Genomic DNA, 25,469 nt, shown 5'->3' with positions numbered 1-25,469 from the left:
TCGGGGCAAACCTTTTTAATATATGAAAGTATTCTAAATTTTCAGCATGTCCTCAAAAGATTCCTGCGTCAGAATCGCTCCGACGAAGAAGCCGCCGAATTCGGCATAACGGGCGCTGACTTCATCAAAGCGCATTTCATAGACCAGCTTCTTGAATTGAAGCGCGTCCTCGGCGAACAGGGTAACTCCCCATTCCCAATCGTCGAACCCGATGGAGCCGGTAATGATCTGCTTCACCTTGCCTGCATAGCTGCGGCCGATCAGCCCGTGGCTGCGCATCATGTTGCGGCGATCGTCCATGTCAAGCATGTACCAGTTGTCGGCCTGATCGCGCTTTTTGTTCATCGGGTAGAAGCAGATGTATTTCGTCTTCGGCAGGATTGGCTTCAGACGGGCAACGACATGCGGATTTTCCATCGGGTCACCTTCGCCGGAACCGGCGAGATAGTTGCTGAGCTCGACGACGCTGACGTAGGAATAGGATTTTGTCGTATATTGCGCAAACAGCGTTTTGTTAAACGCAGTCTCGATGGCGTTCAGGTCTTCAAGCGTTTCGCGCAGGTGCATGAACACAAAATCGGCCTTCTGTCCGATGATGCTGTACACTGCTGTGCTGCCCTGCTTGCTGGATTCCACCTCGGACCATTCGTTCAGGAACGCCTGGAGCTCGTCCAGCGCCATGGCGCGGTCTTCGTCGTCGGCGGCCTTCCATGCGGCCCAGTTCATGGAACGGAAATCGTGGAGAGCGTACCAGCCCTCCAGAGTTGATGCTGCTTCATTCATCTATGAATCACTCCTATAAATAGTTGCCTGTAAGCGGATCCCAAGGTTACTTGCTGGACCCGAGTATCAGGGTCGTTGACGTTTTTCTTCATTGTAGCTCAACCGCAAGCGCAAGAGCAAATGAAGTCACAATCTATTCACCGATTGTTCGTTGATTCGTGACCGTTTTTTTAGTAAACTAACTACTAGTCCACAAAACGTGGCAAGACTGTGAACGGCCTGTTTGTATCCGTTTTAGCGGGGCGAAACAAAAGAAGAGGTGACTTGGCTGAGATGCAATTTATACCCGTTCTCGTGCTGATGGTGTTATTTTTTGTCATGATGTTCGGCATCGGCTTTATTTTGAATATGTTAATGAAAACGACCTGGTTCCCTTGCTATTTGTTTGTCATCGTTATTTTACCGGTGGTCGTATACTCTTTATGGGACCGCAGCCAAATGTCGCTGCTCAGTCACTTGGAGTCTTTTCGCGTAGTCGACTATTTAACGGGGGTAGCCGGACTGGCAGGCGCGGTTATCAGCGGCTGGTCCATCCAGAAGCTTCGCAGAAGCGGATTTAAAATGTTCTAGGCCGCAAATCGGCCGATTTCGAAACAGCTCTCCACCCGGGGGGCTGTTTTGCGCTATCCCGGCGCTGAAGGGTTGAATGATGGGGGGACGGATGGATGTGGAGAAAAGCATTGGGTCTGGTGCTTGCCGCCGGGCTGATGGCGGGAGGTTCGTTACCAAACGGGATGGCGGCCTCCGCAGGAGAGCAGACTATGATTCCGCTCCGGATTGCGGCCGAGGCGCTTGGCGCCAAGGTGCTGTGGGACGGGACGGACAAGCGGGTTCAGGTCTCGCTCGGCAAAACCCGCTGGAAAATCTCGCCCGGCAGCAAGCAGTCCTTATTGGACCAAGCGCCGTATGAACTTGCGCGTACCGCGGTGACGGACGGCGGAGGAGCGCTGCTCGTGCCACTCCAATCGTTTACCGGGGCTTTGGGCATCCGGGGAACTTGGGCGGACCATCGCTGGTCCCTCGATCCGGATGACTGGAAGGGGCGGGCGATCTACTGGATGACCCTGCTGCGCCAGGGGAAGTGGGAAGAGGCGGGATGGATGATGGATGCGTCCTTATCGGAGGCGTATCCGCCTTCGTCGCTTTCCAAGTACGAAGATCGGCTGGAAAAGCTGTACGGCCTCGACTGGAGCCTGCTGCATGCCGAAGCCTATACGGATTCCGTACGCAGCAACGCCCGCCTGGTCTATCAGACGCCAAAAGGAGAGACGTTCGGCATGGAGCTCCGGTTCAGCCCTGAGGGGCTGCTGAACGATATCGCCTGGATCGAAAATGTCACAAGCAGCTATCGGGCACCCGCCTATGACCACCCGGAAAAGTACACGGAGGAAGAAGTGCAGGTCGGCCAGAGCCCTCTGCTCCTTCCAGGCACGCTGACGCTCCCCCGGAACGTTCAGGAGAAGGTTCCCGCGCTTGTGCTCGTCCACGGCTCCGGCCCCAATGACCGGGACGAGTCTTCCGGCGGAGGCAAGCTGTTCAGGGACCTGGCGGTGGGGCTGGCCGGCGAAGGGATTGCGGTGCTCCGCTACGAAAAGCGGACGCGGGAATACCCGCTTCGTTCCGCCACCCCGTCCTTTACCGTCCAGGAGGAGACGGTCGACGATGCCGTCAGCGCCGCTGCCCTGCTGGCCGCCGATCCAAGGATCGACCCGCAGCAGATTTACGTGCTCGGCCACAGCCAAGGCGGAATGCTTGTCCCGCGCATCATCGCTTCGGATGCGGGAAAGCATATCGCCGGCGCGGTCGTGATGTCCGCCCCATCCGGACCGCTGGAGGACCTGATGCTGATGCAGTACCGGGGAATATTAGGGCGGGCGGAAGAAGAGGGAGCTTCGGATGAGAAGCTGGCCCGTCTGCAAAAGCAGGTGGACACATGGGAAAAAGCCGTCGCGCTGCTGAAGGACCCCGGTTATTCGAAGGAGCATCTGCCGGAACATTTTCCGCTGCCGAACGCGTATTGGTGGTTCGATTTCAGAAACTACAGCGGGCCGCTGCTCGCCAGAAATCAGAACGTCCCGATGTACATCCTCCAGGGGGAGAATGACGTGCAGGTCCCTCCGCCGAGCCTCAAGGTGTGGAGAAGTGCGCTTAGCCAACGAAAAGACGTAGCCTTTAAGTCATATCCGGGACTTAATCATATGTATATATATTATAGTAAGAACTCGACAGGCGAGGAGTACAAGCTGCCCGGCAATGTACCCGAGGAGGTCATCACCGATGTCGCAAGCTGGATTCATTTGGGGATGAAAGACTTGTCGAAAAACGGAGAAGAAGCGGACCCTTTTGTGATAGAATAGAGAAAGTCTACGAATCGATGGGAGGGAGCATAGATTATGCATATGAAGAGCCTGCTGCATTTTACCGAAAACCACCGGTACTGCGTGTTCCGCGATTTTGGTTTAAGCAGCCTCGACAACCGAATGCTCAGCTCCGTATACCAGCCCATGGTCGGGGCATTTGCCATCAGCTTATACCACCTGCTGTTTCAGCATATCCCGGCAGAGAAGCTGGGCTACTCCCGGGTTGAACAGCAGCGGCGCATTTTCCTGTCGCTTGGCCTTGAGCCGAGCGAAAAGGGACGCAAATATCTGATTGAGCAGGCTTCCCGTCTGGAAGCGGTAGGGCTGCTGCAATCCTGCCGGATTTACGTGCCCGAGCAGGAAGATTACATGTACGAATACGAGCTCCAGGCACCGCTCTCGCCGTCGGAGTTCTTTAATACACAGCATTTGACGCTGCTGCTGCGCGATAAGATCGGCAAATTTGCCGTCCTGTCGCTGCGCGAGGAGCTGTGGTCGAAGGAACCGGAAGAGTATGCCGGATCATCGTCCGTCCATAAAGAAAATATTTCATTGGCCTTTTACGATATTTTTGAACTGAACACCCATGTGATCGATTACGAGCTGGAACAGGCGTTGTCTGAGGTATCCACGTCAAGACAGCCTGGACTTCGGGTTCTCGATGAAGAAGGGGCGCTGAATTATTCCGATATCATCCTGCGCTTCCCGCGGGATTCCGCCAACCGCCGGCATGTGGAGGGGCTGCGCTTCAACCATGAGCAGATGGGCGTCATCAATTTTGTCGGACGCAAATACGATCTCAGCGTCCAGGACATTTGCCGCCTGCTCGATGAGGACGGCATCTTTGGACCTGACGGGGACATTCTGCTCGACGAGTTCCAGCATAAGGCCAGCCTACAGTTCCGCCAGGACAAGCGGCGCCAGGAACAGCGGGACGTGTACGCGGGGAAAGTCATTTCCTTCCGGCAGGCAGAAACGGAAGAAGAGCAGGCTCCGCTGGAGCATGCCGTGCAGATGGAATATTACGTCGACGTTCCGGTTCAGTTCCAATCCAAATGCGACATTCACCAGTATAATATGATGCTTCGGAATGAGCCGTATACGAAGCTGCTCAGAACTTATTTTCCGGGCTCGGTGCCGGACAATTTTATCGATATATTCGAGAAGATCGACCTCAGCTACAAGCTGCCGGGTGAAGTCATCAATGTGCTGATCCACTACTTGATGTCCCTGTTGACCGAAGGCGGGAACGACCAGCGGATCAACCGCAATTTTGTCGAGGCCATCGCCTCCAACATGCTGCTGAAGCAGGTCAACTCCTATGAGAAAGCCGTGGAGTACATCCGCGACCAGTCCAAGGTCAAAGGCAAGCAGGCCGCAGGAGCCGGCGGCGCAAGAACCCGTACATACGGCGGCAAAACGGTGAAGATGAAGCCGGATATCCCGCTGGCCCAGGAAGACGGGCAGGTCGGCGATGTCAGCGAGGAAGAGTTTGAGGAAATGCTGCGTATGGCAGCTGAAATGCAGGCAAGCAAGAAAAAGGGCGGCATATAGAACCGCCTGAAGAGAGGGGAGGACAACCGGCATGGATTCTTTGGGGCAGCTGCTGAAGCAGATGAGAGGGCCATCCTTTATACAGCGGTCGCAGGAGATCGCGGACGAACTGTTAAGGGATCCGGCGGTACGGGAGCTTCGGCAGGAGTATCCGGAGCTGGAAGAATCGCTGCTGCGGATGAACGTGACCCGACTGTACCAGTTTGCAACCGACCGGCGGCACTGTGACCGCTGCCCGGGGCTCGAGCGGTGCCCGAACGATTTTCAGGGGCATTACAGCAAGCTGGAGGTGGAGGTCGTCAACGGGATTACGGAGCTGGTGGAACGCAAGGTTCCCTGCAACCTGCAGACGGCCAAGCAGCAAGAGGACCAGATCAAGAAGCGGATCCGCAGCTTTTACGTGGACGAGCGTGCATTGAGCGAAGGATATAACGAGGTCGAAATTATGGGCAAGGACCGGAACCGGGCTCCGGCGGTGAACCAGGTATTCCGGTATATCCGGGACGTACGCGAGAACGGACTGCCGAACAAGGGATTGTATCTGTACGGATCGTTCGGGACCGGCAAAACGTTCCTGATGAGCTATCTCCTCCATGAGCTGGCAATTACCGGTCATACCGGGGTTATCGTGTACATGCCTGATTTTGTGGAGGATCTGAAGGGGATGCTTAGCGATAACGTGAAGCTGAAGGAGACCGTGGAGCTGATGAAGGCGTGCGATCTGCTCATTTTTGACGATATCGGCGCCGAAAATTTGAGTCCCTGGGTACGCGACCACGTGCTGGGCTCCATCCTGAATTACCGGATGAACCGCAAACCAACCTTCTATACGTCGAATTATGCTCTGGACGGCCTGGAAAGGCATCTGAGCTTCACGAACAAAGATGGCGAAGAAGGGCATAAGGGGCAGCGGCTGATGGACCGCATTGCGCCGTTCGTCGATGTCGTGCATTTGCACGGGGAGAATCAGCGCCGCAGACAGGAATAAAGGGCCATTTCAACAGGACCCGGGCCAAGCGGCATTTTGCATCACATTACCAAATTCACTGTTTATAAGCCAAAAAAACCTGGCCAACCTGTCCAAAAGACAGGCGAAGCCAGGTTTTCTTGTAAGCCCTATGGGGCTAATTAGCCGGAAATAACAAATTTAATGATCACCATGACTGCAAACAGAACGGTCATAAACAGCGCCATTCCGCCAAAGCCATTCATCAGATCCATTAAATCATTGCGCGGCTCTTCGTTCACGTGTTTCCGCGGATCGTTAGCGTGCACGTTTGCATCCATTTGAACAAATGCCTCCTCATCATGGTTTCAGCCTGATGTCAATGAGCCTTCTCATGAACAGAGAAACCCGAGTTAACATTAGTATACCCAAACTTCAAAGAATTTGTAAAGAATATATGGTGAATACTTATAGGGGCAGGGAAGGGTGGCTGAACGGTTAAGGGGCCCGAATTTCGTTTAATCTGTAATTAAGGGTTTCACATTTCTTGACGGAATGTGTTATACTTAAACTGTCCACAAAGACATATCAGTTTAGACGTCCATTTGCGCTCTTGCGATTACGGGGGATACCAAGCCGGATGGCCGTTTTTTCATCCCTTGCGTACAGCCGCTAAACATGGTCTGTCTTCTGTGAAGCAGAATACACCGAATTTTTTCTTATAAGGAGGAAACCTATTATGGCAATTGTGAATGTATCCGACCAATCCTTTAACGCTGAAATCGAAGGTCAAGGTACGGTTCTGGTAGATTTTTGGGCACCATGGTGCGGTCCTTGCAAAATGATCGCTCCGATTCTGGAAGACCTGGCTAACGAGCTCGGAGACTCCGTGAAAATTGCCAAACTGAACGTGGATGACAATCCGGAAACGGCGTCCCGTTTCGGCGTGATGAGTATCCCGACTTTGATTTTCTTCAAGGACGGTCAACCGGTTGATAAAGTGGTCGGCCTGAACTCCAAAGAAAACCTGAAAAACATCATCGCTAAACACCAATAATTGGTGCATGGCCGATGACAGGCGCCTCCGGATGATTCCGGGGGCGCTTTATTCGTATGCAGGTACGGATGCCTGCCGGATGACCGAAAACAGGCTGTCGGGATTTTTTGTATATTTACATGCAGTGGCGGGATGCCCCGAAGGTAACCGAATAGGCTATCTTGACGAAACCCCGACTTTTGCCGGGTTATATTGCTGTATTCAGCCGTTTTCTCCTATAATATAAGTACCGGGAGGTGAGCCGATACGGCATGGACGATTTTGCAAAGCAATTACAGGAACAGGAAAAAGCACTGGAGAAGATCCGCAACAAGCTGGCTTTGCTGCCCGATCTGCCCGGTTGTTATTTGATGAAGAATGCCGATGGCAAGATTATTTATGTAGGTAAAGCCAAGGTGCTGAAGAACCGGGTCCGCTCCTATTTTACCGGCAGCCATGACGGCAAGACGCAGCGCCTGGTGGCGGATATCCGGGATTTTGAATATATCGTGACCGGAAGCAACATTGAAGCACTCATTCTCGAATGTAATCTGATCAAAACGCATCAGCCGCGATATAACGTCCTGCTGAAGGACGATAAGACGTTTCCTTATATTAAAATTACCAATGAGCCGCATCCCCGCCTTGAGGTGACCCGCCGCGTGCTCAAGGACAAAGCCAAGTATTTCGGCCCTTATCCGAACGCTTACGCCGCGCAGCAGACGAAAAAGCTGCTGGACCGAATGTACCCGCTGCGCAAATGCGGGGTCATGCCGAAAGAGGTATGCCTGTACTACCATATGGGCCAATGCCTGGCACCTTGCGAGAAGGAAGTCCCTCAGGAGGAGTATGACCGTATTACCCAGGAAATTAATTCTTTTCTGAGCGGCGGACACGAAGAGATTAAGAAGGAGCTCCAGCGCAAGATGCAGGAGGCGGCGGAAGAACTGTATTTTGAACGGGCAAAGGAACTGCGCGACCAGATCCTCAATATTGAAGCGATCATGGAGAAGCAGAAGATTACGACGACGGACACGAAGGACCGCGACGTATTGGGCTTTGCCGTGGATAAAGGCTGGATGTGCGTGCAGATTCTGTATATGCGCCAGGGGAAAATGATTCAGCGTCACGCGTCTGTTTTTCCGTTTTATGGGGAGGCGTACAGCGATTTTATGTCCTTCGTGACGCAGTATTACAGCGACAATCCGGCGCTGCCGAAAGAAATTTTGCTGCCTGACATGCCAAAAGGGGAAGAGGCGGAAGACAGCAGCCGGCCAGAGGATGCCGCGGAATCGATCGATGCCGGCGGCGGCGCAGCATCCCTGCAGGAATGGCTCGGCATCAAGGTGCTGGTGCCCCAGCGGGGGACGAAGCGCCAGCTCGTGGCCATGGCGGAAGAGAATGCCAAGGTCTCACTGGACGAGAAGTTCCGCCTGATCGAACGGGATGAGGAGCGGACGTCCAAGGCCGCCGCGAACCTCGGCCAGTATATCGGCATTGAGTCGCTGCACCGGATCGAGGCGTTCGACAACTCCAACATCCAGGGAACGAATCCGGTATCGGCGATGGTCGTGTTTATCGACGGCAAGCCCGACAAAAAGGAATACCGGAAGTACAAAATCCGTTCGGTTCAGGGACCGGACGATTACGATACGATGCGGGAGGTCGTCCGCAGACGCTACGAGCGCGTGCTGAAGGAAAACTTGGAGCTGCCCGACCTGATTGTCGTGGACGGCGGCAAAGGGCAAATTTCCGCCGCGATCGACGTGCTGCAGAACGAGCTGGGCCTGTTCATTCCGGTGTGCGGTCTGGTCAAGGACGTCAAGCACCGGACCGCGCAGCTGATGGTGGGCGATCCGCCCGAGCCGATTTCGCTGCCGCGCGACAGCCAGGAGTTCTACCTGCTCCAGCGCATCCAGGATGAGGTGCACCGGTTCGCCATCACCTTCCACCGCGAGCAGCGCGGCAAGTCGATGGTGGCATCCAAGCTCGACGCCATCCCGGGCATCGGCGAGAAGCGGCGCAAGCTGCTGCTGAAGCATTTTGGCTCGCTTAAAAAAATAAAAGAGGCCCGGATTGAAGACTTCCGGCCTCTCTCGATCGGCGACAAGCTCGCCGGACAAATTATAGCAGCCCTTCAGGAGGAGGAGTCGTAACATACGGCTTCTCCTTCTTTTTGCCGTAAAACAGGTAAATGACCCAGGCGACGATAAACGGCATGACGCAGGTGACCACGCCCGCCAAAATGTTCGTCAGATCCCCCATGCTGAACAAGCTGAAGCTCATCAGGATGCTGTCGAACACGACGTGGGCGAACATGACCGCGATATAGCCGTGACGCAGGAAGATCAAGCTGAACAGGAGACCGATGAACAGGAGCTCAATCGGACGAGTGTATATCGGGTAGATCGGGTACAGCGTATGGCCGAAGGCCCAAATCAGCGTCGGAATGACGCAGGCGACAAAGGTGTTCCTTACAATTTTCTTCAGCATCGGTATGCCGAAAAGGCGGTACACGGCTTCCTCGGAGATGCCGGCCATCCAGGCCATGATCGGCAGCATCCACGGGTACAGCATGTTATACGGGGACTGCGAGGCGTCCGTCGTGGACCAGCTGTGGATCGTCCGGTCCAGGACGAGATAGATCACCGACTGCGCCCCCATCAGGATAAACGCCCACAAATACCCGGTGAACATGCTGTGGAGCACGTAACGCCCGTATCCTGGCTCTTTGGCGCGGGCCCAGGCGTTGTAACCGGCTTTGCGCCACAGTCCGTCCCCGCCGACCAGGGAGAAATACAGGAGCACCGTCATCGCTATGCTCAGGATCACCTGAACGACCATGGCCACGATCAGCCCGAACTGGGAGAAGCCTTCCGCTTCCAGCACCGGCAGCATGTTATAAGTCGTCAGCAATGAGACAACAAAATAAAACAAGGACAAAAACAGCCCGCGGGCAAAGGATGTGTACCGCCGTGTCAGCGCACTGTAAATGATGGCGAGAATGCCTAGCACGATCGTAAACAGTCCGTATCCCAGCATGGTCAGCATCGTGGCGCTATTGGTCTGCTTCTCTACATAAGCCGTATGAGCGGATGGGACCGAAAATCCAGGGAGGAAGGAGTGGAGCTCCCCATCTTCAAAGGCAAACTTGAATTCCAGCTGCGATTGCCCAATGTGGGAGGAGGAGTCGGTATAGATCAAGCCGGGCTCATCCTTGCCGCTCGATACTTTCAGGGAGCCGGTGTTATAGCCCAGCTTCTGCAGCCAGGACGAGGCGATTTCCTCTTTATCCTCCAGCGTCATGTTCCCTTCCACAATTCTCAGTTTCTGCTTGCGCATCGTTTCGTTCGTTTCGGCCATCGCGGCCGCATACTTGGAATACGGAGGCGTGATGGAGAACCCGACCACCTTGCCCGTGTTCATATGTACGTCTACATTGATATATCCCTGATCGCTCGACTCGGGCAGCCGGACCCGGAACACGTCATAAGGATACTTCGGTTCGTATTTCTTGTTATATTCGGTAAGAAGCTTCTCTTTGGATAAATAACCGTAAAGGTCCGATTCCGACTGGTACGTGACAAGCGGCTTATCTGCAATCCCCGTTTGAATATTCAACCGGTCTGAGGCAAACGCTTTGGCGGCTGCTTCTGCCTCCGATTTGCTGATGACCTTGGTCGTTTGCCCCTCCAGCGTCTCCGAGCTCGTCTGCGGAAACACTTGTACGAAAAAGAATAAAATAAGGCCGATGACTCCCAAAATGCCCAGCCATTTATAATTGGCCCTGATTTCCAGCGGCTGGTTTAACCGGTCCATGAAATCCCCCCTTGAATGTGATAAAGATACCATTCCCCCCAATACAGTACGGTAAACATAACATAGAAGATTCGCCCAAAACCAGTATACCCTGAAAATAGTGGTGAAAAAACGATGAAAATCAAGGAAAGCTATCGAAAAGAGAAGATAACCGCAGGCCGTGTCCACCTGCATTGCGAATCAGGCTGTTTTCCATCCAATTTATCAGAAAAAGGCCTTTGTGATGTCCTACAATAAAGATTATAATTTTGATGCAAATGAATAAGAACGCCGAATTTCTCATTGAAAACGGGGGAACCATTTTTTTGGGGTGAATTTCGTTGGATGGTTTAGTCGTCCACGAATAGGGCAACCTGTGCATGCCCGAATCCGTCAGCTAACCTCGTAGGCGTCGTGCATGCAGGAGCCAAACCGAAAGGCATTGGATTTCCGATGCTTTTTTCTTTTGACTTTTTTAAAGAGGTGAATGTATTGATTGGTAAATGGAAGTGGTTCCGGCTGGCCCCTCCACAAATATTAACTCTGGGTTTTGCGGCCATTATTTTGATCGGAGCCATACTGCTCACCTTACCGATTTCGAACACGACAGGAAAACCGCTAAGTTTTATTGATGCCTTGTTTACGGCAACCTCGGCGACCTGCGTGACCGGTTTGGTTGTCAAAGATACGGGGCTATACTTCAGCACGTTCGGCCAAGTGGTCATCATGCTGCTGATTCAAGTCGGGGGACTCGGCTTTATGACGATGGCCACCCTGGTCGCCTTGGCTTTCAAGCGCCGGATTTCACTTCGGGACCGGCTCCTGCTGCAGGAAGCGATGAACCAGAATACGATGGAGGGCATCGTCCGCCTGATTCGGAAAGTGATATTTTTTTCGTTATCGATCGAAGGCTGCGGAGCGTTACTGCTCGCCATCCGGTGGTCGTTCGATATGCCTCTTGGAAAAGCGATCTTTTATGGAATATTTCATGGCGTGTCCATGTTCAATAATGCGGGATTCGACCTGTTCGGCCATTTTAACAGCCTGACGGGATTTGTATACGATCCGCTCGTCAATTTTGTCGTGATGTTTCTCATTGTATCGGGCGGCATCGGCTTTATCGTCATGTCCGATCTGGTGGATTACCAGGTACACCGGAAGCTGTCGCTCCACACGAAAGTGGTGCTGTCCATGACCGGCGCCCTGATCGTGATCGGAGCGGTCGTCATCTTTATCTTTGAATTCACGAATCCCAAGACGCTCGGTTCGCTGAACTGGGGCGGCAAAATTCTCGCCTCGCTGTTCCAGTCGGTTACGCCGCGAACGGCCGGGGCGAATACGCTGAACTTGGCAGATATGCGTCAGGCATCGCAATTTTTTACGATCATTCTGATGTTTATCGGTGCGTCGCCGGGCTCCACGGGGGGCGGGATTAAGACCACGACGTTCACCATCCTCGTCGGTGCGGTGATCGCGATGATCCGCGGCCGCGACGATATTGTGCTGTACCGTTACCGTTTGCCCCAGGAACGGATTTTCAAAGCGTTGACCATTACGTTCCTGGCCCTGTTCCTGGTCGTCGGCGTGTCGATGGTTCTGTCCACGACGGAAGACAGCAGCTTCTTGATGATCCTGTACGAGACGACGTCGGCTTTTGGCACGGTAGGTTTATCGCTCGGGCTGACGCCGCATTTGTCCTTGATCGGGAAAATCCTGATCTGTCTGACGATGTTTGCCGGGCGCCTTGGACCCCTGACCTTCGCTTATGCGCTCGGTCCGAAGAAGGGCAAGGAGCTGTACCGCCATCCCGAAGGCAAAATCATTATCGGGTAACCATGGCTTGGATGAATCAACGTTTCCATCTTGTCAAAGTCATCATATATAAAATCAACATTAAGGGATAAGGAGCTACTGGGGAGAAATGAAAACACAGCAGTTTGTCGTCATCGGTTTGGGGCGGTTCGGCTCAAGCCTGGCCATGGAGCTTATGGATTTGGGGTATGAGGTGCTTGGGGTGGACATCAATGAAGAAGTGGTAGATGATATGAGCGAGCATCTGACCCACGCCGTGGTGGCGGATGCAACCGATGAGGAGGTTCTTAAATCGCTCGGGATCCGTAACTTTGACTGCGGGATCGTGGCGATTGGGGACGATATCCAGATGAGTATCTTGGCTGCGATCCTGCTGAAGGAACTGGGCGTTCAGACCGTGGTAGCCAAGGCGATTTCCATACTGCACGGCAAAGCGTTGTCCAAGCTGGGCGTGGACCGGGTGATCTACCCGGAGCGGGACATGGGCATCCGGGTGGCACACCAGCTCGTGACCCCCAATTTGCTGGACTACATCGAGCTGTCCAAAGATTACAGCATCGTGGAGATGACCGTACCGCAATGCCTGAACGGAAAGACGCTCAGCGAAGTCAATACGAGAGCACGGTACGGATGCAGCATTGTTGCGCTCCACCGTACCGAGGGAGTCATCGTTGCGCCGACGGCGATGGACCAGCTGCATACGGGCGACATCATGGTCATCATCGGCTCCAACAGCAATATCGACCGCTTCGAGAGCGAAGCGGTGAACGTCAAATCGTAATCTGGAAGTGAGAAATCCATGGAAACTCCGACGACCGAAATTATTCATCACATTTTAATACTGCTGCTGTTTATCATTGCCGTCGGCATGATGTCCGGAAGACTGGCCTCCTGGCTCAGGCTTCCGGACGTTGCTGTGTTTATCGTGGCAGGCATGCTGCTTGGGCAGGGGCTGCATCTGATCAACGAGGCAAGCAGCTCGCTTATCAACCAGCTGATCCTCTCCGTCGGCTCGGCACTCATTCTGTTTGACGGCGGCCGTAACCTGAAGCTGAGTGGGCTGCGGAAGGTATGGATCACGCTCTCCATGCTGAGCGTTCCCGGCGTCATCGTCACGACCTTGATCGTCGGAACGGTCGTGCATTACCTGTTCGGCCTGGACTGGCTCGTAGCCTTCCTGGCCGCCGCCGTCATCGCCTCGACCGACCCCGCTTCGATCATTCCTGTGTTCAAGCAGGTAAAGATCAAGGAAAGGGTCCGGGAGACGGTGGAGAGCGAGTCTGCCTTCAACGACGCGACCGGCTCGATTCTGACCTTTGCCCTGCTGGCCGCGGTGACGGGCAGCGGTTCCTTACATATCGGGACGATGGCCTGGGATTTCGTAAAAACCGCCGTCGGCGGCATTCTCGTCGGCGCCGTCGTATCTATGATTCTTACGTACCTCGTTGCCCATTTCCGGCTTGGCGTCCTGAAGGATTACACGACGATCACGATGATCGTCGTCGCACTTTCTTCTTATTTAATAGGGGACCTGATTCATGTCAGCGGATTTATGGCGACCTTTGTGGCCGGGCTGATCTGGGGGAACGCGGATACGTTCGGGCTGTCAATGGACGATAAGCTGGAGGAGACCGCATCGTTTGCGGACAATACAAGCGTCATGATGCGGATGCTGATTTTCATCCTGCTCGGCAGCCAGGTCAACTTCCGGGTGCTTGGCGATTACTTCTGGCCAAGCCTGGCGGCGGTCCTGGTGCTGATGGTCATCGCCCGGCCCATCACGATTCTGCTCTGCGCCCTGCCCGACCGAAAGGTCAAATGGTCCTGGCGCGAGCTGCTGTTCATGATGTGGGTCCGGGAGACCGGGGTCATTCCCGCCGCCCTTTCGGGCATGATCGCCGGCATGGGCGTAGCCCACGCTGATGTCATCTCGGCCGTGACGTTCATGGCGATCATGCTGACGATTCTGCTGCAGGCCAGCACCACGGGTCTTGTCGCCCGCAAGCTGGGCCTTGAGGTCAAGACAGAGCCGGCGGCTTCCAGGTCCATGGGGAAGAAATAGCCTGTAACATGATACGAGCCGTCAGGAACGGGGGAATCCCATCTAGACGGCTCGTCATTTGCCGGCACCGCGTCATTCATCCCGGGTGCGGCCGAAAATCTTTTTCGTTTCTTCAATCCAGCGGCGTGCCCCGGCGCTCAGTCCCCCGTTTTCGGAGTAGACAAGCGAGGTGGTGCGCCGTGTTTCCTGCAGATCGGGAATATGAAGAATCGCCAGGTCGTTGTCGTCCAGCAGCTGACTGCGCAAATACGACTTGGGCAGCAGTGCCGCCGCCCTGCAGGCGGGCAGAAGCCGGACGATCGCTTCAAATGAATCCATTTCCATCCGGATGTCTGGCACGACGCCGGCCCGGTGGAACAATTCGTCGGTCAATTTCCGGTACCACGTTCCGGTTGAGAAAATAATCATCGGTAGGCCGTGAAGCATGTCCATGCTCACGTTATCCTGACCGCACAACCTGTGATTGCGGGGAAGCACCAGCTCCAGGTGGTCGTCGAACAGCGGTGTGCAGCGCAGGCCGGGCTCTTCGATTGAAGAGGCGACGATGCCTGCGTCCAGCTTCTTGTCGCGGACGGCCGACACGATTTCGTGCGTTTTCCCGGTGACCAGCTTCAGCTCAGCGGAAGGGTGCTTCTCCATAAACGCGTTCACCAAAGGCGGCAGCGTCGTCTGAAGCGTGGTCAGGCTGGCTCCGAGCGTCACCGAAATTTGATCGTCCCCTTTGTACTTGGCGATCATCTGCATGAACTTCTGCTGCTGCTGCCGCTGCTCCAGGGCAAAGGTATAGGCCGACTGGCCGAAGGCCGTCAGCTCAAGGCGCTTGCCGCGGCGGTTGAACAGCTGCACGCCGAGCTCGTCCTCCAGCTTGGTAATTTTACGCGAGAGGGCGGGCTGGGACAAATTCAGCAGCTTCGAGGCCTTGTTCAGGCTCGACTGCTCCACCACCGTGGCGAATACATCAAGATCTTCAAACATATCATTCATCTCCAAGGAACTTTTGGATTGCGGCTGCTTGGGGTAAGATGGTTATAGGTGCGATCTGTCTTCTGTGAAGTTACATCGACAATTGATTTGCTTTAGATATAAGAACGAATAAGCTACAGGGACTGAACACCATTATATCGCAAGAAAATCTACCGCTAAGTGCGGTCTGTCTTCTTAGAATTTACTTCGATAAGTGATTTTGTTTAGATATAAGAACGAATAAGCTTCAGAGACTAAACATCATTATATCGCAAGAAAAACTACCACTAAACGCGGTCTGTCTTCTGTGAAGTTACATCGACAATTGATTTTGTTATGCATTTACATTATAACGTTTAATAATTATATTGCAATTCCATTATAAGAAAAAAAAGAGTAACATGAAAAGTGCCACAAGTTGTTCACAGGTTAGAAAAAGGGTGGCAGAATGATGTCGAATAATGAATTATGAAAACGTTGTACTATGAAGAAAGGGGCACGTCAATTTATGAAAGGTTACTATGCCAGAAAGCTTCATTCGCTTCTTGGGGTCATTCCGCTCGCCTTGTTTTTCATCGAGCATGCCCTGACGAATTTTGGCGCATTTGAAGGAGGTCCTGAGCGGTTTAACGCTGGCGTCAAATTGCTGAACGACCTTCCGCTCATTTTCGTGCTGGAGTGGGTGCTGATTTATCTCCCGCTGATCTACCACGGCGTGTATGGGCTGTATATCGCGTATCAGGCGAAACCGAATAACGGACACTTCAATTATGAGCGCAACTGGCGTTATTTGCTGCAGCGGATTACCGGTGTCATTACGTTCGTATACATCATCTGGCACGTATTCGAAACCCGGTTCCAGATCACTCTCGGCAACGTGACCCACGAAGGGCTAGGCTCCCTTATGCATGATATCGTGACACAGCCGGTATTTTTCATCCTCTATCTGATCGGCGTCGTATCCGCGTCCTTCCACTTTGCGAACGGACTCTGGTCGTTCCTGGTCGCATGGGGAATCACGGTCGGGCCGCGCGCACAGCGGGTATCCTCGTATGTGTGCATGACGCTGTTCGTCTTGGTAGCACTGCTGTTTATTTTGTCCCTGGTCGCCTTCCGCAGAGCGGAGTTCCAGGAAGCTTCGGTATGGATTGATACCGTGAAGTCAGTTTTAAGTTAAGGAGAGTGAGCAGGCATGGCAACATCTAATATTATTATCGTGGGCGGCGGTCTGGCAGGTCTGATGGCCACCATCAAGGCAGCGGAAGCAGGCGTCCATGTTCACTTGTTTTCTTTGGTTCCGGTCAAAAGATCGCACTCCGTGTGCGCGCAGGGCGGCATCAACGGTGCCGTCAATACGAAGGGTGAGGGCGACTCGCCATGGGTTCACTTCGACGATACCGTGTACGGCGGGGACTTCCTGGCCAACCAGCCGCCGGTCAAAGCGATGTGCGAGGCGGCGCCTGGCATCATCCACTTGATGGACCGGATGGGCGTTATGTTCAACCGTACGCCGGAAGGACTGCTCGATTTCCGCCGTTTCGGGGGAACGAAACATCACCGTACGGCGTTTGCCGGTGCAACGACCGGACAGCAGCTGCTGTACGCGCTCGACGAGCAGGTGCGCCGCCACGAAACGGAAGGCCTCGTCACGAAGCATGAGCACTGGGAATTCCTGCAGGCGGTCATCGACGACGAAGGCATCTGTCGCGGCATCTGCGCGCAGGATTTGCGCACGATGGAGATTCATACATTCCAGGCTGACGCGGTTATTCTCGCCAGCGGCGGACCGGGGATCATTTTCGGCAAAACGACCAACTCGGTCATCAATACCGGCACCGCGGCCAGCGCCGTGTACCAGCAGGGCGTTCATTACGCGAATGGCGAATTCATCCAGATTCACCCGACAGCGATTCCGGGCGACGACAAGCTGCGCCTGATGTCCGAATCGGCCCGCGGTGAAGGCGGACGGATCTGGACGTACAAAGACGGCAAGCCTTGGTACTTCCTAGAAGAGAAGTATCCGGCCTACGGCAACCTGGTGCCGCGTGACATTGCGACCCGCGAAATTTTCGACGTGTGCGTCAATCAGGGGCTCGGCGTCAACGGGGAGAACATGGTGTACCTCGACCTGTCCCATAAAGATCCGAAAGAGCTGGACGTCAAGCTTGGCGGCATTATCGAAATCTATGAAAAATTCGTCGGCGACGATCCGCGCAAGCTTCCGATGAAGATCTTCCCGGCGGTTCACTATTCCATGGGCGGCATGTGGGTCGATTACAACCAAATGACCAACATTCCAGGCCTGTTCGCAGCCGGCGAATGCGATTACCAATACCATGGGGCCAACCGTCTTGGAGCCAACTCGCTCGTATCGGCGATCTTCGGCGGCATGGTGGCCGGACCGAAAGCCGTGGAATACATTAAGGGAATGAAAAAATCCTCAGCTGATGTATCTTCAAGCGTATACGAACGCTATAAGAAGCAGCAGACGGACAAATACGAAGGCATCCTGAAAATGAACGGCACGGAAAATGCGTACGGGCTGCATAAGGAGCTCGGCGATATCATGACCGCCAATATGACCGTGGTCCGTTACAATAAAAAGCTGGAAGAAACGATCGCCAAAATCAAGGAACTGAAGCAGCGCTACAAAAACATCAACGTCAACGACACGTCGCGCTGGAACAATCCGGGCGCTTCGTTTACCCGCCAGCTGTGGAACATGCTGGAGCTGGCCGAGGCGATGACGCTCGGGGCGCTGCTCCGCAACGAGAGCCGCGGGGCTCACTACAAGCCGGATTTCCCGGAACGCAACGACGAGGAGTTCCTCAAGACGACCAAAGCGACGTGGACACCGGATGGCCCGCAAATTTCTTATGAAGCAGTGGATGTATCGCTGATCCCTCCACGGATCCGCGACTACTCCAAAGACAAGTAAAGAAGGGGGATTTGACATGGCGGAAGCAACTGCATCTTCCAAAAAAGTGAAGTTTATGATAACCCGTCAGGACGGCCCGGACGCTGCTGCCTATACCGAGGAGTTCGAGCTTCCGTACCGCCCGGGGATGAACGTGATCAGCGCGCTGATGGAAATTCAGCGCAACCCGGTCAACGCCAAAGGCGAAAAGATCGCCCCGGTATGTTGGGAATCCAACTGTCTGGAAGAGGTGTGCGGCGCGTGCTCGATGGTGATCAACGGCAAGCCGCGCCAAGCGTGTGCGGCGCTGATCGATAAGCTGGAACAGCCGATCCGGATTCAACCGATGAAGACGTTCCCGGTCGTACGCGACCTTGTCATCGACCGCAGCCGGATGTTCACCGCGCTCAAGCGGGTGAAAGCCTGGATTCCGATCGACGGCACGTACGATCTCGGCCCTGGACCACGGATGCCGGAGAAGAAGCGTCAGTGGGCTTATGAGCTGTCCAAGTGCATGACCTGCGGCGTCTGCCTGGAGTCCTGCCCGAACGTAAACGACAAAACCGACTTTATCGGTCCGGCGGCGATTTCCCAGGTTCGCCTGTTCAACTCCCACCCAACGGGTGAGATGAACAAGGAAGAGCGCCTGGAAGCGCTGATGCAGGACGGCGGTATCGAAGGCTGCGGCAACTCGCAGAACTGCGTGCGCTCCTGTCCGAAAGGCATTCCGTTGACCACGTCGATCGCGGAAATGAACAAGCAAACCACCAAGCACATGTTCAAGCAGTGGCTGGGTGTATAAATCATCGTTAACCATCATCCCCTTGTCAGCGGACAGCTTTTCGCCGGCAAGGGGATTTTTGGTATACCTCGGGATGCGTCCAACCCTTGTGGCGGGGGTAATCTAACCATAAAGACTTCTAAAACTTTACAGGCAGAAGACGTGCAGGGAGAATGGAGGAGGATGGCTCATGTCTTGGTGGATGTGGGTGCTCAATATTTCCGGTTTGATTGTCCTGATTGCGGTGTTTTACGGGTTGGAGAAAAAATGGACGAGCAAGGCGATCCTGCTTGGGCCAATTCTCATTTATGTTCTGGTCTCCCTGGAAGACCTGATCGGCTGGATCGATCTTTCCCGGGTTGTCCCGGGAACAGGCGGGATGCGGGCCTTGATTCTGATCTTCTGCCTGAGCTCGGTCATCTTCTACGTGCTGTATATTTTCAACCGGATTGCCGAGTCGGCCCTGAAAAAGGAAGTGCAGCTCAAAACCGTCATTACGCGCATCAGCATGGCCACGTTAACGTGCATCCTCTTTTTTACCGTTATCTACACGTCGATTTACAAGCTCTTTGGCCATAACAGCTTCGACGGCAAAAATATCGGCAACGATTTGCTGAGCCAGCTGATTTCTTTCTTGTATTTTAGCGTCGCAACCTTTGCGACCGTCGGTTACGGGGATATCACGCCTGTCGATAACACCTCCAGAGGTGCCGTCGTGATGGAGATCGCCTTCAGTTTTATTACGGTTGCCTACGCAATGTCGTTGCTCAGCGTGTTCCGTAAAATTTTCAAAGAAGGCCCGGATGGCGCAGGTCAGGAGGAAGTGTAAACTATCCCCCGCACCATCCCCGGACTTCGCGCATAACCGTTCATTGTATCCTTTGAACAGCAGCGTTTGTCCCGGGCCAGCGCACCGCCTCCGGCGGAGTGATCCGCACTGCTGGAAGAGCGGCGGCCTGAAGGATATAATAGGGGAAAGTCCTATTCTATTCCAATACAGGAGGCCGCCTGCATGAAAAATACGCCGCATCCGGGAACGGGAAATCGGCAGGATGCAGCCCAGCCGGAGCTGCCCGGCAGCCGGCTCACTCGCAGGCAATTTTTGAAGCGCGGCGTCACCCTAGCGGCCGGAGCGGGATTGCTGACAGGCGCCTACGCCTCGTTATGGGAGCCGCAGCAGCTGGACACCGTGTACCAGACCCTGGTATGTCCGCGGCTGCCGGCGGCTTTTCACAACTTGAAAGTCGTCCATTTCAGCGATGCCCACCTCGGGTTTCACACCCGAAAGAAGCACATCGAGCATCTGATCGCGGCCATTCGCAGGGAAGCTCCCGAGCTGATCTGCTTTACCGGCGATATCATTGATTCGACTGCGGAGGCGATGAACGAATATATTCCGCTGCTCGCTTCGGTTGATGCCCCATTAGGCAAATTTGCGGTGCTGGGCAACCACGATTTTTGGGGAGGGAGCGGCAAGGATGTAAGCCACAAGCTGCAGGTGGCCGGCTTTCGGGTCCTGCAGAACAGTAGCCAGCTTCTGAACCGCGGCGGACAGTCCATCGCGGTGGTCGGCTTGGATGACTGGCTGCATGGATTTCCCGATCCGCAGAAGGGAAGATCCGGCATACCGGACGACATGTTCACTTTACTCTTGATGCATGAGCCGGATTACGCAGGTAACGCCGCCCTGTTTCCTTTCGATCTGCAGCTGTCCGGACACAGCCATGGCGGACAGGTGCGTCTGCCTCTGCTCGGTGCGCTGATGACGCCTCCGGGATCCAAACGGTACGTCATGGGCATGTACGAAGTGGGAGAACGCCGAATGCCGCTGTATGTCAACCGGGGGATCGGGGAGACCCACCTTCCCGTCCGCTTGTTATGCAAGCCGGAGCTAACCGTCTTCACCCTGCAGTCTGGCGCTCGTTAGACAAGCTGGTAACGATTCGAATCAAACCAAGGGAATCAAGCGAAGGAAGGGGAGAAGAGCGTGCTGAATGAGGACACACGAACGCCGACGCCCTTGCTTACGGGCAGCCGTCTGATGATGAAACCGATCGAACCGCAGGACGCGCCGAGGCTGCTGGATATCCTGGCAGACCCCCAGGTGATCAAATACGTGACCCAGAGCTCCTTCTTCAGCTTTGCCCGCTCGCGGCGCATCGCCTCAGAGCTGCTGAGCACCGGCCGCAGGGACTCGCTGCACATGGGCATTTGGCTTCATGGCGAGCGCGAGCTGGCCGGCGTGGTGTCGATGCAGCATTGGCGTGAGGAGAAGCGCGATGCCATGATCGGCTATATGCTCGCCAAAGCGTACTGGGGCAGGGGAATCGCCACCGAAGCGCTCGGCTTGATGCTGAACTATGCCTTCACCGAGCTGAAACTGCTGCACATCGAAGGCAGATGCCATGCGGTCAACACGGCGTCGGCCAGGGTTATGCAAAAAAACGGGATGCAGCTCAGCCGTACCTTTCAGCATAGACGCATGTTTTTCGCTGCACCGGTCGAGATGATGGTGTATGCTCATACCGACCGTACCTATGATGAATACCGGAAGGGGCTGCAGCTTCAGGTAAACCAGGAGAATGCGCCAAATCTGCAATCATATGAAATCAGGTAAGATTTGTAACATAAATGAAATATTGCTGTTATGGGACTCTAACAGAGACAGGGTAAACTTATTCACATGACCCCCTTTTTGAAAATATAAATGATGTTCTGGGACCCGGATCGTGCGGGTTCATTTTTTTTGCCCAAAAAAAGAGGCTCCCTCAGAGGGGAACCGCCTTTTTGTCTTTGCCCTTGTAATACACCCATTCCCTGAATCCGATATCCTTCAGGCGCCGGGCTACTTCGTCCCTCTCGTCTCCAACCCTTCCAGGAACATGAGCGTCCGAGCCGAAAGTGACGTCTACGCCGAAGTGGAGCGCCCGCTCAAGGATGGCGTCCGCCGGGTACCAGCCGCCGCTGAGTTTCGTTTTGCCCGATGTATTGATTTCGATCGCGATTCCACACTCGGCAATGGTCTGCAGCGTTTCGTCAATGATCTCATCGGCGGGGATGTCGGAGAAGGCAGGGAAGTTGCCTTTCATCGCGTCAATATGCCCAAGGATTTGGAACATGCCGCTTCGGGCGGAGCTCTGGATCAGCCGGTAATACTCCTCCTTTACGCGGATGCGCTCCTGTTCGGACAGCCCCTTCCAGCGGTTTTTGTTAAAGATGCTGACGCCGCCCACGCTATGTACCGAGCCGATGATGTAGTCAAACGGAACATCGGCAAGAACCTTTCTGTATGTTTCGGCATGCTCCGGAAAAAAGTCGGATTCGATGCCGAGCAGCACGTCGATGCGCCCCTCGTATTCCTTTTTCAAATCAAGCACTTCCCGCACATAATGCTGAAGCTCCGATTTGCCCATGGCGATGCGTGGGAACGCCCGGTCCTCTTTCTCGCCAAAATAAGGGGTGTGGTCCGAAATGCCGATGACTTGAAGTCCAGCCTCCAGCGCCGCTTCCACGTAATCCCGGATATTGCCGTCAGCGTGTCCGCAGCGGAAGTGATGGGTATGCAGATCGAATTTCATATCGTACTCCTCCTCGTCAATAATCGTTGGAATCAAAGGTCTGCGGCGGGTTTACTCCGAGCTGATGAAGTTCGTTTCCGGCATGCCTTTCAGGTCGCTCAAAAATTGCTGCATGGCCGAGTTCAGGTATTTGCCGGACTTGTAAATGACGCCGACGGGATGGCTCACTTCCAGTTCGGTCAGCGGTATGATCTTCAGTGTGCCGAGGCGGAGCTCGCTCGCGACCGACTGTTTGGACATGATCGCCGCGCCGAGGTCGATTTCGACCATCCGCTTGATTTCTTCACTGCTGGACAATTCCATGACGACATTGGGCTCGATTCCGTGCTTTTTTAAAATATCATCGGCAAACCGTCTGCCCACCGTATCGGGAGACAGCAGGATGAGGGGCGTTTCCCGGAGGACATCGATCGTGACGCCCGACTTTCGGGCAAGCGGATGGCGCGGGGAGACGATCAGCTCGAACGTGTCATAGTACAGAACCGACGTCATCAAATTGGGGTTGCGTTCGATCAGATAACCCAGGCCCACATCGATCTGTCCGTTCTCCACGCTGGTGTAAATCTGGGAAGAAGCCATGGACATGATGGAGGTTTTGATGAGTGGAAACTGGTTCTGGAAGTAAGAAAGGACTCTGGGTAAAATTTGTATGGCTATCGAAGTGGTGGTTCCGAGCACGATGTGTCCCTGGGGTGTTTGATCCAGGTCGTACAGGCGCTCCTTCAGCTCTTCCACAATCGCTAGAATCCGTTCGGCATGGCTGAGAAACACTTCTCCGCGGTCGGTCAGCGTGACGGGCTGATTCCGGTCCACAAGCACCGTCTTGAACTCGTCCTCCAGACTTTTGATCTGGGCAGACACAGCCGGCTGGGTTAAGTTGAGCAGCTCTCCGGCTTTGCGGAAGCTCATGGTTTTCGAGATGGTAATCAGGGTCTCCAATTGGCTAATGTTCATGCATTTCCTCCTTCGGCGTTAATGGCTGCCGTCAAGCAGATCAGTTCGAACAAGTGTATCCTTTCATTATATGGGATTCCAGAAGTCAGGGCAACGCGGGCTGATGCAGCCGGTGATTCGTTTATTTTTGGAAAAAGCAATCTACAAAATTCGCCACGGTCTTCAAAATTGCTCCGGAAGTACCGATATAGATAAAGGGAATCATCCCGGTTTTCTTTCTTAAATAGGAAAGCCGGTGGATATATAAGGGTATTTATACCCTGGATTGAAGACGTTTCATGAATTTTTCGTGATTTATTCCAGGGTTTAAAGTATAATTATTCCAATGGTAATGGGACTTTTGGGACATGTCCCAACCCGTTGTGAAAGGGGCAGTAATTACATATGAAGGCTGAAGTCATTAATCCTTTTCTGGAGTCCGCCCGGACCGTCATTGAACAAGTGATTCAGGTTACCCCTTCTACAGGCAGCCTCGGGGTGAAGAATATGGAGATCATCGAGGATCACATCTGGATTCAAATCGGGATGACAGGACAGCTTACCGGCAATATCGTGTTCGGAATTCAAGAGCATGTAGCGCTGCGGATGGTGTCCGTGATGATGGGCGGTTACATTCTGACGGAAATGGACGAAATGGGCCAGAGCGCCATCTCCGAACTTGGTAATATGATCAGCGGCAATGCCAGCACGATTTTGTCCAACCAAGGGGTCACAGTTGACATTACGCCTCCGAGAGTGATGAAGAGCGAGCATATCGTGTCGTTCCTTCCGCAAAAGGCGCTCAGCATTCCGCTGCTCATGGACGGAATCGGCGAACTGGATATTCAGGTCATGATATCTTAAAATATCAGCAAGGAATAACGGCAGGAAGCACAAGCGATACGTTTGCTGATCCCTGGGCATGATGCTGGTCCGCTGTGAGCATGCGGACGACGTTATCCTACAGAAGTGGGAAAGGGCGGGAACAAGCTCCGGACGGCGTTGCTGCGCTGATTCGGGGTGTTCCGGCTTGTTTTCCTATAGGAGGACGAGAAGCCATGTTAAAGGACAAAGTCGTCGTGATCACCGGGGCGTCGAGCGGGATCGGGGCCTTGACGGCGAAGCTGGCCGCAGCGGAAGGCGCGGTGACGGTGCTGACCGCCAGGTCGGAGCAGCGCCTGCAGGAAGCAGCTGAGGGCATGACGGGATCCTTCGAACTGCGGGCCATGGACGTGACCCGGGAGGACCAGGTGAGCACCACGATGCAAGACATTATACATAAGTACGGACATATTGACATTTTGCTGAACAATGCGGGCTACGGCAAGTTTGAGACGATTACGGACATGCCTGCCCGGGAGTTCGGACAAATGATGGACGTCAACTATATGGGCACGGTCCGGTGCACCAAGGCGGTGCTGCCGTCAATGCTTCAGCGCAAAGCGGGACAAATCATCAATGTGGCGTCGGTGGCGGGGAAAATCGGAACGGCCAAATCCACGGCGTACACAGCTACGAAGCATGCCGTTCTCGGCTTCAGCAACGCTCTCCGGCAGGAGCTGCGGGAATCGGGCATTCGGGTATCGACGATCAATCCAGGTCCGATCGATACGCCGTTTTTTGACATTGCAGACCCGTCGGGTGGATATGTCAGCAACGTGAAATGGCTGATGATGACGCCGGAACATGTAGCCCGCAAAATCGTCAAGGTGATGCATACCGGGAAGGAAGAAATGAACCTGCCGGGGAAAGCGGCGGTCGCCATGCGCCTGTATCAGATGTTTCCTAGACTGGCGGACCGGCTGACCTACCGGATCATGAACCGGAAGTGATACGCCTCCTGATCTCTATAAATAAGCCAGCTCCCATATGGGGCCGGCTTATTTTTTACGCCCGCAGAATTTTGCGGTGAGTCCGATACTTGCATTTGGTGGGATGGCGCTTTT

At 54.1% G+C, this 25,469-nt stretch carries 23 protein-coding genes and 1 riboswitch; of the genes, 17 read left to right on the top strand and 6 right to left on the bottom strand.

Features of this window, described 5'->3' with window-relative positions:
• Positions 1-33: 33 nt before the first annotated feature.
• Positions 34-783 (bottom strand): hydrogen peroxide-dependent heme synthase, encoded by a 750-nt coding sequence (hemQ, locus tag IAE55_RS21025; protein WP_105445085.1) that lies wholly within the window; start codon positions 781-783, stop codon positions 34-36.
• Between the two features lie 273 nt (positions 784-1,056).
• On the opposite strand from hemQ, the gene IAE55_RS21020 reads away from it, so the two are divergent.
• From IAE55_RS21020 to dnaI, 4 genes are all read left to right on the top strand, one after another.
• The gene (locus tag IAE55_RS21020) at positions 1,057-1,353 is read left to right on the top strand and encodes a YuiB family protein (RefSeq protein ID WP_076174042.1); all 297 of its coding nucleotides are present in this window, start codon (positions 1,057-1,059) and stop codon (positions 1,351-1,353) included.
• A 95-nt stretch (positions 1,354-1,448) separates the two neighbouring features.
• On the top strand, positions 1,449-3,140 hold the full coding sequence (locus IAE55_RS21015) for an alpha/beta hydrolase family protein (RefSeq protein WP_200633818.1): 1,692 nt from the start codon (positions 1,449-1,451) through the stop codon (positions 3,138-3,140).
• 36 nt (positions 3,141-3,176) lie between these two features.
• Positions 3,177-4,697 (top strand): helicase DnaB, encoded by a 1,521-nt coding sequence (locus tag IAE55_RS21010; protein ID WP_145948666.1) that lies wholly within the window; start codon positions 3,177-3,179, stop codon positions 4,695-4,697.
• 31 nt (positions 4,698-4,728) lie between these two features.
• On the top strand, positions 4,729-5,685 hold the full coding sequence (gene dnaI, locus IAE55_RS21005) for a primosomal protein DnaI (protein WP_200633817.1): 957 nt from the start codon (positions 4,729-4,731) through the stop codon (positions 5,683-5,685).
• A 140-nt stretch (positions 5,686-5,825) separates the two neighbouring features.
• Here the strand turns inward: dnaI and IAE55_RS21000 are convergent, their stop codons facing one another.
• Positions 5,826-5,984 carry a YqzM family protein gene (locus IAE55_RS21000; RefSeq protein ID WP_089548459.1) on the bottom strand — a complete coding sequence of 53 codons (159 nt, stop codon included), beginning with the start codon at positions 5,982-5,984 and terminating at the stop codon, positions 5,826-5,828.
• A gap of 398 nt (positions 5,985-6,382) precedes the next feature.
• Here IAE55_RS21000 and trxA point away from each other — a divergent pair, with 398 nt between their 5' ends.
• Both trxA and uvrC read left to right on the top strand, forming a co-directional pair.
• Positions 6,383-6,700: a thioredoxin gene (gene trxA / locus IAE55_RS20995; RefSeq protein ID WP_076174051.1), complete on the top strand. Its 318-nt coding sequence runs from the start codon at positions 6,383-6,385 to the stop codon at positions 6,698-6,700.
• Between the two features lie 251 nt (positions 6,701-6,951).
• A complete protein-coding gene (gene uvrC, locus IAE55_RS20990; protein ID WP_145163250.1) occupies positions 6,952-8,835 on the top strand; it encodes an excinuclease ABC subunit UvrC in 1,884 nt (627 codons plus the stop codon).
• On the opposite strand, the gene IAE55_RS20985 is transcribed toward uvrC, so the two are convergent.
• Positions 8,804-10,498 (bottom strand): CPBP family intramembrane glutamic endopeptidase, encoded by a 1,695-nt coding sequence (locus IAE55_RS20985; protein ID WP_200633816.1) that lies wholly within the window; start codon positions 10,496-10,498, stop codon positions 8,804-8,806. The genes uvrC and IAE55_RS20985 overlap by 32 nt on opposite strands.
• A gap of 258 nt (positions 10,499-10,756) precedes the next feature.
• A riboswitch (cyclic di-AMP (ydaO/yuaA leader) is annotated at positions 10,757-10,903 on the top strand.
• A 66-nt stretch (positions 10,904-10,969) separates the two neighbouring features.
• On the opposite strand from IAE55_RS20985, the gene IAE55_RS20980 reads away from it, so the two are divergent.
• The 3 genes from IAE55_RS20980 (at position 10,970) to IAE55_RS20970 (ending at position 14,351) form a co-directional block, all read left to right on the top strand.
• Positions 10,970-12,310 carry a TrkH family potassium uptake protein gene (locus tag IAE55_RS20980; RefSeq protein ID WP_438822545.1) on the top strand — a complete coding sequence of 447 codons (1,341 nt, stop codon included), beginning with the start codon at positions 10,970-10,972 and terminating at the stop codon, positions 12,308-12,310.
• A gap of 88 nt (positions 12,311-12,398) precedes the next feature.
• The gene (locus IAE55_RS20975; RefSeq protein WP_145163245.1) at positions 12,399-13,070 is read left to right on the top strand and encodes a potassium channel family protein; all 672 of its coding nucleotides are present in this window, start codon (positions 12,399-12,401) and stop codon (positions 13,068-13,070) included.
• An 18-nt stretch (positions 13,071-13,088) separates the two neighbouring features.
• On the top strand, positions 13,089-14,351 hold the full coding sequence (locus IAE55_RS20970; RefSeq protein WP_145163243.1) for a cation:proton antiporter: 1,263 nt from the start codon (positions 13,089-13,091) through the stop codon (positions 14,349-14,351).
• 72 nt (positions 14,352-14,423) lie between these two features.
• On the opposite strand, the gene IAE55_RS20965 is transcribed toward IAE55_RS20970, so the two are convergent.
• Positions 14,424-15,326, bottom strand: a complete 903-nt coding sequence (locus IAE55_RS20965; RefSeq protein WP_089548454.1) for a LysR family transcriptional regulator — start codon at positions 15,324-15,326, stop codon at positions 14,424-14,426.
• A 496-nt stretch (positions 15,327-15,822) separates the two neighbouring features.
• On the opposite strand from IAE55_RS20965, the gene IAE55_RS20960 reads away from it, so the two are divergent.
• The 6 genes from IAE55_RS20960 (at position 15,823) to IAE55_RS20935 (ending at position 21,629) form a co-directional block, all read left to right on the top strand.
• Positions 15,823-16,491, top strand: coding sequence for a succinate dehydrogenase cytochrome b558 subunit (locus IAE55_RS20960; protein ID WP_105446082.1), 669 nt, complete (start codon positions 15,823-15,825; stop codon positions 16,489-16,491).
• Between the two features lie 15 nt (positions 16,492-16,506).
• Positions 16,507-18,252: a succinate dehydrogenase flavoprotein subunit gene (gene sdhA / locus IAE55_RS20955; RefSeq protein WP_145163241.1), complete on the top strand. Its 1,746-nt coding sequence runs from the start codon at positions 16,507-16,509 to the stop codon at positions 18,250-18,252.
• A gap of 16 nt (positions 18,253-18,268) precedes the next feature.
• Positions 18,269-19,033, top strand: coding sequence for a succinate dehydrogenase iron-sulfur subunit (sdhB, locus tag IAE55_RS20950; RefSeq protein ID WP_145141832.1), 765 nt, complete (start codon positions 18,269-18,271; stop codon positions 19,031-19,033).
• Between the two features lie 169 nt (positions 19,034-19,202).
• Positions 19,203-19,841 (top strand): ion channel, encoded by a 639-nt coding sequence (locus IAE55_RS20945; protein ID WP_105446083.1) that lies wholly within the window; start codon positions 19,203-19,205, stop codon positions 19,839-19,841.
• A 183-nt stretch (positions 19,842-20,024) separates the two neighbouring features.
• Complete coding sequence (locus IAE55_RS20940; RefSeq protein WP_200633815.1) at positions 20,025-20,939, top strand: metallophosphoesterase; 915 nt, start codon at positions 20,025-20,027, stop codon at positions 20,937-20,939.
• A 60-nt stretch (positions 20,940-20,999) separates the two neighbouring features.
• Positions 21,000-21,629 (top strand): GNAT family N-acetyltransferase, encoded by a 630-nt coding sequence (locus IAE55_RS20935; RefSeq protein WP_200633814.1) that lies wholly within the window; start codon positions 21,000-21,002, stop codon positions 21,627-21,629.
• Between the two features lie 151 nt (positions 21,630-21,780).
• Here the strand turns inward: IAE55_RS20935 and IAE55_RS20930 are convergent, their stop codons facing one another.
• Both IAE55_RS20930 and IAE55_RS20925 read right to left on the bottom strand, forming a co-directional pair.
• Positions 21,781-22,590: a histidinol-phosphatase gene (locus tag IAE55_RS20930; protein ID WP_145948658.1), complete on the bottom strand. Its 810-nt coding sequence runs from the start codon at positions 22,588-22,590 to the stop codon at positions 21,781-21,783.
• 51 nt (positions 22,591-22,641) lie between these two features.
• Positions 22,642-23,544, bottom strand: a complete 903-nt coding sequence (locus IAE55_RS20925) for a LysR family transcriptional regulator (RefSeq protein ID WP_145948657.1) — start codon at positions 23,542-23,544, stop codon at positions 22,642-22,644.
• A 384-nt stretch (positions 23,545-23,928) separates the two neighbouring features.
• Here IAE55_RS20925 and IAE55_RS20920 point away from each other — a divergent pair, with 384 nt between their 5' ends.
• Positions 23,929-24,387, top strand: coding sequence for a chemotaxis protein CheX (locus IAE55_RS20920; RefSeq protein WP_105446086.1), 459 nt, complete (start codon positions 23,929-23,931; stop codon positions 24,385-24,387).
• A gap of 194 nt (positions 24,388-24,581) precedes the next feature.
• On the top strand, positions 24,582-25,355 hold the full coding sequence (locus IAE55_RS20915) for an SDR family NAD(P)-dependent oxidoreductase (RefSeq protein ID WP_200633813.1): 774 nt from the start codon (positions 24,582-24,584) through the stop codon (positions 25,353-25,355).
• Positions 25,356-25,469: the final 114 nt, after the last annotated feature.

It is taken from the genome of Paenibacillus sp. S28 (genome assembly GCF_016624415.1).
Lineage (GTDB): Bacteria > Bacillota > Bacilli > Paenibacillales > Paenibacillaceae > Paenibacillus_AQ > Paenibacillus_AQ favisporus.
Note: the sequence above shows the minus strand (reverse complement) of the source record. Positions and strands in the feature narration are given on the sequence as shown.